The following is an 11,831-nucleotide window of genomic DNA, read 5'->3' on the forward strand; positions in this document are numbered from 1 at the left end:
TCCACGACCGTCCGGTGCCCGGCGGGAACAATAGTGTCGAAGTCAAGGTAGTAGCCAGCGGGGGATTAAATATTGAGCCTTATCCGCAATTAGGCAATGTGATCAAGGAGATAAGGAACGTTTTCAGCAAGCCTGAAAAAGTGGATCAAATCATTGCTGCTGAAAAAAATCTGACCTTCCTGCCCAACATGCATGTATTTACCCTTGAAAAAGACGGTGATAAGATCAGGTCGGTAACAGCAAAACATATTGAGACCAACAAGGAAACTATATTTTATGCTCCCTTGTTTGTCGATTGTACCGGGGATGGTAACGTAGGGTTCCTTGCCGGGGCTGAATACCACGTAGGACGTGAAATGCGCGGTGATACCCGTGAAACGCTGGCACCCGACCGTCCTGATAATATCGTACTGGGCACTTCCCTGACATGGTGGAGCAAACAGACCCAGCAACCTTCTCCATTTCCCGATTGCGAGTGGGCCATACAGTTCAACGAAGAATCCTGCGAAAAAGTTACTAGGGGCAGTAACTGGTGGGAAACCGGTTTCCGCTACGATCAGGTGAACGAAGCCGAATTTATCCGCGACTATCTGTTTCGCGCTATATATGGGAACTGGGCTTTCCTGAAGAATCAAAGCAAGGAAAAGGCCAACTATGCCAACCGGGAACTGGAAGATATATTTTACGTAGCCGGTAAACGGGAATCGAGGCGCTTAATGGGCGATATCATGCTTGTACAGCAGGACAGCGAAGGCGATTACATAAAATACGACGATGCCTTTGTTACCTGTACCTACAACCTCGACCAGCATTTTCCTACTCCGAAAAATTCTTTCTTCTTTCCGGGCGAAGAATTTATCTCTACCATGAAGCATTATTTCAACGATCTGGGCACACCGCGCCGCTACCTGCGTGCGGATCAGGTGATCCCGCCTTTCCGGGTACCCTATCGTTGCCTCTATTCCCGGAATGTAGATAACCTGTTTATGGCAGGACGTAATATCAGTGTATCGCACATTGTATTGTCGGCAAGTCGTGTACAGGAAACCACCGGTATGATGGGCGAACTGGTCGGAATGGCTGCCGAATTATGCAAGAAATATAACTGTTCGCCGAGGGATGTTTACAAAAAGCATCTGAAAGAACTGGAAAATAAATTAAAATAAGGCAATTTAAGCACTCAGTGCTATTTGTTGTTTTCTTAAGTCGCATCGATCAAATGGATTACGTTCAGCAAATAAGACATTAATTGTTTTATATTACTTAATTATTTCTGTTCGGAGTTAATGCAGGTAAAACCAAAAAATGAAATAGTGAATAATTTCATCATCGCATGTCTTTTTTCCGCTTTGTGTATCATCGGATGTACGGGAGTCCGGTCCGGTAAGGCAGAAAATAAAGGGAGAATGGCCGCAGATACCATAAGGAACCGTATTCCGGTTTTTAATTCCGGGTTCGAAGATGCAGTACACATCGTATCCCGGAATGAAGGAAATAATGAAGAAAAGTTTACCGGTATCGATCATTCTGTTGCACCTCCGAACAATTGGGATCAGTTTCAGGCTCCTTTGCGGTCGATCAATCTGCAATACCAGGGAGGCGACAGTACCATGCGTTTCGCACGCATAGTACCTGATCCCACCAACCCAGCCAACAAGGTGCTCACCATGCGGATCATATCACCCAATGCCGGAGACAGGTCGAGAGTGCAAACCAATGCAAGCGCCCCTGAAATGCCTGAAATGTTCCAGTCTGTAAGAGTATATCTGCACCCTGATATGGCGGCATTAAAGCAATATCCGGACGTAATAGACTGGCTGTTGCTGGCAGAATGGTGGAATGATTCGCCAAAAGGATGGAATACGCCAGATGTATACCGGGTTTCCCTGAGACTCAGGAAAGAAAAAGGGCCGGGTAATGATCTGTTTTTCAAAGTTGATGCACAAACCGTTACGTATACATCCGTGCAACCTGAAAAAGGCAGCGGTGCACAATTTCACACCGAGTGGGAATATGTAAACAAGGATTTTCCTGTCCCATTCGGCAAATGGATGACTTTTGAATATTATATCAAAGCCGGTAATCAGCAGACAGGCCGTTTCAGTATGGCGGTAACTCCTGACGGAGAGGAGCGGAGCGTGATCTTCGATGTACAGGGAGCCACTCAGAGCCTGTTGAAGCCTTCGCCTACCGGGTTCAATATGTGGAACCCAATGAAGTTTTATACTTCTATTCCGGTCACCAATTACATGAAAGGAATCGGTAAGGCCTATCAGGTATATTTTGATGATCTGAAAATCTGGGAAGTAAGACGATGAAATGCTGAAATTTTTGAAAATGAGATTACTGGTACCTGTGGCCGGAATTGCCGGGAAAGATGCCGGTTACGGTAATTCCGGTATTAAAGTGCCTCCCTGCGATATTTTTCCATTACCCGATTTCCAAAGATATCGCTAACCTGATGATGGCCGGCCATTGTATCAGCAATGATTATTTTGTCCATACTGGTTACCATGTAATCGGAAATGCCATACCTTTGGGTGAAACTGCAGGGAAATTTGCCATCCGGGCAGTTCCGGATCATAAAAAACCGAAAGATCTTCTTTCACAATAACAATAAACAGATGAAGAACATTTTTTTCTTATTTGCCTTGATTCCCTTTATCATGAACGGGCAAAGCGCACCGGATAAAAAAAACTACTGGAATGAAAAAACTTTGTTGATACCTTACAGGCTGCCACCTGCGCCTCAGGGATATAAACCCACTTATATCGATCTGGACGGCGATGGCGACCCGGATGTTTTACGTACCGTTACTTCCGATGGTACCCCCGTACAATGGATCGATGACGACGATGATATGCAGTACGGCGATCTGGAAGGCGATACGGATAATGACTGCCTGATGATTGACCGTAACAGGGACGGCATATATGGCGGATACGGCGACCTGATCATCGACTGGGTCGGTGAGGATGAAGATGACAACCCGGCCATGCAGGTAGTGGTGGACAATGTACCCGAAACAAAAAGAATGACAGGAAACGCCGGGCATTATATGTGGGTGATCGATACGGACAAGGACAATGTATTCAATTATATCGACTGGAATACATTCCAATTGCGTTGCTGGATACATAACGGCACATCCGATTTTTATGAAGATTATCACGGAAAGAGCGCTTTCCTGAAAATACACGGAACGCCCGATCGTATGAACGATGTACGCATGAACTGGGAAAATCCGTTCCTTTTCTATGACCCGGATAATGACGGTCTGACGGAAATGGCCATTCGCTTCTGTGATTATCCCAAACGGATCACCGAAGACGGACAGGTAAATGCACACCTGACAGGATATATCGACTGGGTTTCGCTATCCTTCGATATGGACAACGACAATGCGCCCGGTAATGAATTTGACCTGGATATGACCATACACTTTAAAGGAAAAGGATTCAGTTATCTGGATCAGAAACATGTCAATAAGAACCTGAGGGGTTTACCCGAAGCCGATACTTTTTTCCTTGATCCGCGCTGGCGACAGCTTCCCGAACTTCTTTATCCCGATCATGAGGCAGCGTGGGATCTTGTTTTTCGGAAAGGCGAATGGGATCACGTGTGGTTTGCCTACGATGAGGACGATGATTGTAACCGTTGGGAACGGGTGGAATTATACCAACCGCTGGATCCGTTTAAGATAGGAACGAGAAAAGGAGGGGTCGACAACAACCCTCAGGCTGATCCTGCGGGTGATCGCGGCGAATGGGATGAGGATAACTCGGGGAAAGGACAATTGTACGTTAGCCCTATGGATGGAAAGATTCATCTTTACGGAGCCGAATGGGGCATATGGCGTATCGACCAGAATTCCCGTTACTATCAGGGCATGGGTAATCAATACGACGGATACGGCCCTGCTCGTATGGAAAAGGAACCGGTAATTTTTCCCTCCGTCAAATACTCGGATACGAACAACAACGGTTTCTTCGATCTGATGGAATTTGACCTGGATGGAGACACCATTTTCGAACAAAGGATATCCCTGATCGAACTGGGATTGGATGATCGTTGCCCGGTTATTCAGACAGCTCCGATGAAATATGAAGATTTTACCGCCTTACAATCGGATGTTTCCGAAAATATGTGGAAAAATGCCCGGCATGCATTGAAAGTAGCTCATGCAAAGAAGCTGGATACCTCCTGGTATGCCCTGATGAAGCAACCACGCTCGGAACGGCAGAAGTACCATAATGGGTTCTGGCTGCAATTTTACCTGTACAATGACCTGAAAGATATGGCAGTTAAAAGCGGGGATAAAAAACTGCTGAAAAATATAGATCGGGCCTATCTGCAAGGACGTTGGGACTTGATTCAATAATGCCGGGAACAGTCTGGAATATCCCGGGAAAATATATGCAATCTTTGTTTTAAACATTAAAAGTTCGAAATCCGGTATTGATAAAAACCGGACTTTCGGACTTAACGAATTTGATAAACTCATATAACAATATTATTCAATGAAATATCTGTTCAACATCGATAAACGGATGATCTCCGGATTAGTTGTCTTTGCTTTTCTTCTCTCAGGTTGCCGGCCGGTTTCCGATCCCGGATTGATAGACCTTGATTATTCGGATCTGGTTAAAATCCGAAAAGACATCAACGCCAAAAATTCTGGAGTAACACCGGCTTATGAAAAACTGATCAGCCAGGCAAATGTATATCTGGAATTGTTGCCTGAAAAGGTAGTCGACGGGGATATTCCGCCGACAGGCGATCCTCACGATTTTTATGCTATCGGAAAATACTCATGGCCGAACCCGGATACGCCCGACGGCATGCCCTGGATACGCATAGACTGTAATATTAATCCGGAATCCAACGGTCCGCGCTTTGATCTGGCCCGTTACAACCAGACGATGGACAGGATCAAAACATTATCTCTTGCATGGTTTTATTCACAGGATGAAAAATATGCCCGAAAGGCATCCGAACTGCTAAGAGTGTGGTTTCTCGATGAAGAGACAAAAATGAATCCTAATTTCGAATGTGGTTCGGCGCTTCCCGGTGTGTATAACGGGATGTATATCGGCATTATTTTCGGGGTAACATTGATAGAACTGGTTGATCATGTTCAATTATTAAATTTGTCGGATAGTTGGACGGAACAGGATGATATGGGACTGAAAAACTGGTTTTCCGGATATGTGAAATGGTTACTGGAAAGTGACTTCGGGATCAAAGAAGGAAAAGCAAAAAATAACCATGGGTCATGGTATGCGGCACAGGTTGCGGCATATTCCCTGTACACAGGTGAAATGCATCATGTAAACAGTATGATCGAACTGGCAAAAAAACAAATAGACCAACAGGTTGACGAGGACGGAAGCCTTCCGCACGAACTGAAACGCGACTGGGCTTATTCTTATTCTGTGTACGGGATGCGGGCTTTTACCACCCTTGCCTGTTGTGCTGACCGCATTGGTGTGGATTTATGGAATTACCGTACTTCCGACGGACGTGGATTACAGCAGGCATACTCCTTTCTGCAACCTTACCTGCTCGATGAAAAAAAATGGGCATGGGGCGTTGACCGGGAAGGTGAAAAGACCAATATCGCCGCCTTACCCATCATGCGATGGGCTGCAAAAAAATATAACGACGCAGGTTTTCACAAAGTGGTGGAATACCTGGAATCGATTGCACCTGAAGATGCTCCGAAAGTGTGGTTGACAGGTAAGTAATGATGAGGTTCAGGAATCTTAAAATATATATTTGAAGTATGGTAATGAGATATATGCTGGTTTTGCTGTGTTGTTTTTTCTTTTTTAATGTTTCCGCACAACGGGAACATTATCCTCGGGTAAGAGAAGAAGTAAAGATAACGGTTCCGAAAGAGAAACTTCATTTGTATCTGCTCGTCGGACAATCCAATATGGCGGGCCGGGGGATTGTCGAACCGCCGGATACTATCGGTAATCCTAGGATACTGCGTTTAAACAGAAAAGGAGACTGGGAAATAGCCAAAGATCCGCTTCATTTCGATAAACCGGCTGCAGGTGTAGGGCCGGGATTATCTTTTGCAAGGGAGATACTGGCCGCGATGGAAGATAAAGATGTGGTGATCGGATTGATCCCCTGTGCAGCAGGCGGTTCCGGTATCGATATATGGGAAGACGATCTTTTTTGGCAACAAACGAAATCGTATCCCTATAACGATGCTTTGGTTAGAACGAAACTCGCCCTGAAAGACGGGACTTTAAAAGGTATTCTATGGCATCAGGGAGAAGCCGACTGTGCACCTGAAAAGACAGTTATTTACCAGGAAAAACTCATCCTGTTGGTCGATCATTTCCGTAAAGAATTCGAAAGCCCCATGGTACCGTTCATAGCCGGAGAAATGTTTTCGTTCAGGAACAACGGAGTAGGATTGAATAAAGAACTTCATCAGGCAAAGAACAGGATATCCCATTATGATGTCGTCTCAGGAAAAGATTTGTCGGCCCTGCCCGATGGAGTGCATCTGGATGCAAAATCGGCCCGGGAACTAGGTAAACGATATGCCCGCATGATGATAACATATATTAATGAATGATGGAAAGGCGGGATTTCCCGGAGATAGGTTTTGCCGCTTGATCCGGTTACAGTATCCCGATTACTTGTTATCAACAGATATGCTGCTATTCAAATATGAATTCAATTCATTTTTTTCGAATGAATATTACCTGGCAAGGATATTGACAGTATGCTGTCCGTAGCCACACCAGATACCCAATCCTCCGGAAATATTGCTTTTTAAGCTGCTGTTTGCCGGAAATATGGCATTCTGCGCGTTGATGATCTCATTCTGCCATAGATTCCAGAAATCAAACCCTTCTTTTGTCATGGTCCTCAATCTGACAAAGATAAGATCACCATCATTGAAATTGGCTTCGAAATTTGTTTTCGGAAAGATGGTAATACCGCGCGATACCTGAATCTGTACATCAGGAGAAACAAAATTCTTATCATTTAAATTTCCGTACAGGCAAGGAACAAATATTTGATCATATCCGTCCAATAGTGTGGCTATCTGGTAATAGTTTTGCTGGTCTGCCGGATCTGTGAACTCGACAGATAAATTACCGATCGTATCAGTCGGATGGGTACGTATGTATTGTACCTTCCTGATAGGAACAGAAGGAGGGATAACGGTTTCTGCCGTAAGGGTTTTATTCAGATACTTGACAGTGAGTTTGTATTTTCCGTCTTCTTTGCCGATGATCTTCTCCCCGACATATAAGAAAGGTGGAAGATACTGGGAGGCGGAAGTCATACGAAGAGTATCACTGTCTGATTCATCAGAGACGATCACTGTTGCCGACCTGATGGCATATTTTAGAAAATTGGATGAATCGACCATTTCAGACATTGGGATGCTGCGTGTTACTATTACCCTTGCCACATCTCCGTTTTCAATCCATCCTTCAACAACGATCTGCGACTGGTTTGTTTCGATCGTATATTCCCGTTGACAGGAAGATAGAAAAGATACAAAGATTAATGCAATTATTGCCCTCCTGTAATAAAAACGGGCAACCAAACCGGTTAAAAATATATGTTGTTGATCTTTCACCATGCTGTTAAAATTTAAACCGCCAACCTATGGACGGAAGAATGGAATATAATGTTTTATAACGGGGATGTACTTTTATTTCGTTACCTGTATCACTGGCCGATATATCCAGGATGACATAAATAGGGTTTTTAACAGCAAACAGGTTATATACGGAAAGGTTAAGAATGCTTTCCCGTTGCCGGGTCTTTTTGATATAAAAGTCTACGGCGATGTCCGTACGTACATAGTCGGGCATTTGGGCATTGTTGTATCTTCCGTATTCCTTTACCGGATTATTATTGATGAAATACCAGGAAACAGGGGCAGTAAAACGGTTCCCCGACGTAAATACCTGTGTAAGTCCGACATTCCATCTTTTTGATACCTCATAACTGACAACTGCTGAGAGATTGTGCCTGCGGTCAAATTTTGATAAAAATGTTTGCCCGCGATCGATTTCATTGAATTGCCGTTCGGATTTGCTCCAGGTGTAGCTGATCCATCCGGAGAGGCGTCCTGTTTTTTTCAGCATCAGCTCGGCGCCGTATGATTTACCTTTGCCTACTAATAAGTCATCGCCGAAGCTTGTAATTTCATTGAACTGAAGAATGCTGTATGGGTATTGCACCAGATGATTCAACCGGTTGAAGAATAGCCCGGCCGTAATTTCGATGCGCGGATGTAATTTATAGTTGGAGCCTATGGAGAAGTTATCAGCTATTTCCGAGGGAATTCCTTTTGAGGTCGCTATCCAGAAATCAGTAGGAAAACCCACACTGGAAGTGGTGATCAGGTGCAGATACTGGCTTTTCCTTGCATAAGCCAGATAAGCATTAAATTTGTGATCATCGGAATAGTTCAGGCTGATACGGGGTTCTATCCGGAAATCTGTTTTCCTGTTGTCTCCGGTACTGGCATATAAATTCGCCCTGATCCCAATGTCCAGGTATAGGAAAGAACCTAATCCCGGTTTGGCCTGGAGGTAGGATGAGAAATGATGGGCGTGGATGATGTTGTCTGCTTCCGTGATATTGGTCAGTTGATGAGACTTGAATTCCTGGGGCCGTACCTTGTAGCTGGCATATTGAATACCTGCTGTAAACGGGATCTCTTTCAGGACGAACCCGATACTACTGTTGTATCCCCAGTCCAGGACATTGGATTTTACGGTCAGATTGATAGAGGCTTGCTCAATCTGTAAGTGATTATTGTAAAAAGAGATATAGAAAGATTGTTTCAGTTGAATGTCCGGTTTTACCTGCCAACGCCAGTCTGCTGATGCTATGCTGTTGGACCATTTCAGTTTTCCGTCAAGGAGCATCCTTTCCTCTGTAATTTTGAACCGGTCACCACTGAGGAAGGCGTTGATATCGATCTGATGATTTTTTCCGGGTCTGTACAGATAGGTGAGATTGGCATCCGTAAAGGAATAACCCAGGTCATCCATTGCTTTGTCTCCGCTAAGGGAGGAATTGAGTATCGGTTTAATGATCTGATCGACATAAGTTTGTCGTCCGGAGAAGATCAGTGCGGATTTTTTGCCTAAAGGACTGTCTAGCGTTAATTGTGACGCTACCAGGCCAATGTTTCCTTTAACAGAGAACCTACCGGGTAATTGATCCGGGGATATAGCCTGTACGGTAGCCCCCAGGCGGTTTCCAAACATTGCCTCTTTACCCGACTTGTCAAAATAGATACGGTCAATATGATCGGTATTATAAAAAGGAAAAATACCCAGTAGATGAGACATCCCGTACACCGGGACATCGTTATACAACATCAGGTTATGTCCGGGGTCGGTTCCACGGACATACAGGTATCCGTTGGATTCTCCCGAATTTTGTACGCCCGGCATCAATTGCAGGACCTTGATCATGTCGGGTACACCCATAACAGAAGGTATCTGGCTTAGTTTCTGGCTGTTGATCCGGATAATGCCCTGGTCCGAACTGTTGACCAATGTTTTTGAACGTGCGGTAATGACCGTTTCATCGAGTTGTATGTCAGTGGAAAATAATGTAACATGAACGAATATATCCGCCGATACGTCGAAGGATTGTTGATCCGTTCCATAACCGATGTGACTGCTGATTAATTGTACCTTTGAAGGAGAAGGAAGAACGAAAGAAAAGAGGCCGTCCTCATCTGTATGCCGGATCAAAGTGTCTTTCCCGGATACCAATAATATGTTTACCCTTGGTAAGATCGCCGTAGTATGATCGGTTACTTTCCCCGATATTTCTATTTTTTTCTGTGCCGTACAAACAGCAGGGAGTAAAATAAAGATGATCAGAAGAAGTAACTTAGAGACTACCCGCCTTTGAACAGGGAGAAACATATCATCGAAAGTTAGGGAACAAAAACTGCCCTTGTTTTACAATTACAAGAGCAGTTTTATATTTATAGAATAAGATAAATATTACCTGTCAAATGCGTTCACGAAATTTTCCCATTTTTCTTCAATTTTGGAGAATCCTTCGGAAAAATATGTGTCAGCGTCAACTAAAGTTTTGTCATTGAATCTCAGGTAATGTCTCACATGATATTCATCATATTTTTTGGTGTATGGATTATCGGAATTCCATTCCCATTCGTTGGTTGCATTATTCCACGCGTAATAATCCATCCTTTCCCCGTCTTTTTCTGATTTTGCCTCAATGGTTGCTATTTTATACCCATCTTTGGTGGAAGCCAGAATTACATTCTGGTATTTATTGAAAAGTGCGGCTACTTTATCAGAGTAATCCTTATCTATCTGCCCAAGTTTTGTAAAATGATTCTTATCGTTAGGCCAGCTTGTCCAAAGAGCATCATATTGAGCGTCATAATTGTCCTCAATGACCTCAAGTTCTTTGGTATAATTCTCTATATCTATATCATAAACCAATACCAGGTCTTTCAATAGCTTCATATAAGCATCGGCCTTGTTATAAAGGGCATAATCGATATCTTCTTCTTCAATGGCCAGATCTAAAATTTCGTCGATTTTGATACCGGATTTGGCAACAGCGTCGATCATTACTTCTCCATTATATTCGATTTTGGCAGATACCTTATTTTCGGTTGTCTTTTCAAAGTTTCCGGACACAATATAGCCATCTGACAATGTCACTTTATAATCTGCTTTTTGGGGCGCCTCTTTGTTGTCTTTGTATTCGGCCGAAAATTCGATTTTTGCTTCTTCCGTATTATCTACAGTTAAGACTGCCGTAGCTGATTGGGGAAGGTAATAGGTGGTTTCCTTATCCACATATTGTCCGTTTTCCCATTTACTGGATTCTTCAGTGACAGAGATACCGGAACTTACCGCGTTCACCGAAAGCACAGCATTGTTGCTGGTGGTGTTTCTCTTGGCAGGGAACACGAATTTCAGCTCACTGGTTGATGTCGTTTTGTCCCACTCCCTACTTGAAGCATTCCATGTAAATATGCCATATACATCGGCATATTCCACTGTTTCCTTTACAGATTTAATTTCTTTCTCCTCGATAAGTTCAACAGATTCTTCATCCAGCAGATTGGCCAGATTCTGGAGGGCCTCAATTGCTTTGGATGTTTTTGCCGCATTTCCAAATTCAAGAAATGCTATGCTCTCATTTTCCAGTTTTACTTTTTGCTGCTCAGGGGTCAATTCCGAATAAGGATAGTCCGCAAGTTCATCCGGATCAACGACCTCACTTGGGTTAGGGTCCGGGTCCGGATCCTGATTCGAATCCTTGTCCGAATCTTTACAGCCCGCAAAAAAAAGACTGGCAACTAACGCTAACGCGAAGATACTTTTTTGTTTAAACATAAAATTAGATCATTTAAGTAAATAATTGCTTTCTTATACGTGTAATTAAAAAAAAAGTTATGGTATAATTATTTTTCTGTCAAAAAAAATAATTATAAAACTATTTGATTTTTAGTAAATTGTAAGTTTGATACGTTGTTGGTGCAAACTTTTATTTAGATTTTTTCTTTTACATTTGGGATTGATATGTTTTTATACTGATCCAAAGTAGGGAGATGGTGGAAAAATTATGTGAATCCCAGGAATTTATAATGATGAAAAAAACAGGATTTATAGTGAACCTTGATAAAAATAATTACGTATACTTATATTAAGTAGATGTTTATAATTAGTTCACATATCTCATATTTCTGTTTCCCTGCTCATACAGAGGTGTTACATCAGGAAGGCCTGACCTTCCGGAAGCGGGTACCAGTCCTGCAAAGCGAAGGGGCAAG

Annotated in this window: 9 protein-coding genes; 6 read left to right on the top strand and 3 right to left on the bottom strand. The window is 43.3% G+C overall.

What is annotated here, in order from left to right:
• The 6 genes from LBQ60_18980 to LBQ60_19005 all read left to right on the top strand — a co-directional run.
• The coding region (locus LBQ60_18980; protein MDR2040012.1) for an FAD-dependent oxidoreductase at positions 1 to 1,166 on the top strand (1,166 nt) is incomplete at its 5' end.
• A 147-nt stretch (positions 1,167 to 1,313) separates the two neighbouring features.
• Positions 1,314 to 2,318, top strand: a complete 1,005-nt coding sequence (locus tag LBQ60_18985) for a hypothetical protein (protein MDR2040013.1) — start codon at positions 1,314 to 1,316, stop codon at positions 2,316 to 2,318.
• Positions 2,319 to 2,461: 143 nt separating this feature from the next.
• A complete protein-coding gene (locus tag LBQ60_18990; protein ID MDR2040014.1) occupies positions 2,462 to 2,614 on the top strand; it encodes a hypothetical protein in 153 nt (50 codons plus the stop codon).
• Between the two features lie 10 nt (positions 2,615 to 2,624).
• Complete coding sequence (locus LBQ60_18995; GenBank protein MDR2040015.1) at positions 2,625 to 4,382, top strand: hypothetical protein; 1,758 nt, start codon at positions 2,625 to 2,627, stop codon at positions 4,380 to 4,382.
• 139 nt (positions 4,383 to 4,521) lie between these two features.
• On the top strand, positions 4,522 to 5,748 hold the full coding sequence (locus tag LBQ60_19000; protein ID MDR2040016.1) for an alginate lyase family protein: 1,227 nt from the start codon (positions 4,522 to 4,524) through the stop codon (positions 5,746 to 5,748).
• 38 nt (positions 5,749 to 5,786) lie between these two features.
• Positions 5,787 to 6,599: a sialate O-acetylesterase gene (locus LBQ60_19005; protein ID MDR2040017.1), complete on the top strand. Its 813-nt coding sequence runs from the start codon at positions 5,787 to 5,789 to the stop codon at positions 6,597 to 6,599.
• 126 nt (positions 6,600 to 6,725) lie between these two features.
• On the opposite strand, the gene LBQ60_19010 is transcribed toward LBQ60_19005, so the two are convergent.
• From LBQ60_19010 to LBQ60_19020, 3 genes are all read right to left on the bottom strand, one after another.
• Complete coding sequence (locus LBQ60_19010) at positions 6,726 to 7,622, bottom strand: DUF4249 domain-containing protein (GenBank protein MDR2040018.1); 897 nt, start codon at positions 7,620 to 7,622, stop codon at positions 6,726 to 6,728.
• Positions 7,623 to 7,626: 4 nt separating this feature from the next.
• Positions 7,627 to 9,939: a TonB-dependent receptor gene (locus LBQ60_19015; protein MDR2040019.1), complete on the bottom strand. Its 2,313-nt coding sequence runs from the start codon at positions 9,937 to 9,939 to the stop codon at positions 7,627 to 7,629.
• A gap of 81 nt (positions 9,940 to 10,020) precedes the next feature.
• Entirely contained in the window at positions 10,021 to 11,394 is a 1,374-nt protein-coding gene (locus LBQ60_19020) for a hypothetical protein (protein MDR2040020.1), read from the bottom strand.
• Positions 11,395 to 11,831: the final 437 nt, after the last annotated feature.

It is taken from the genome of Bacteroidales bacterium (genome assembly GCA_031275285.1).
Taxonomy (GTDB): Bacteria; Bacteroidota; Bacteroidia; order Bacteroidales; family UBA4181; genus JAIRLS01.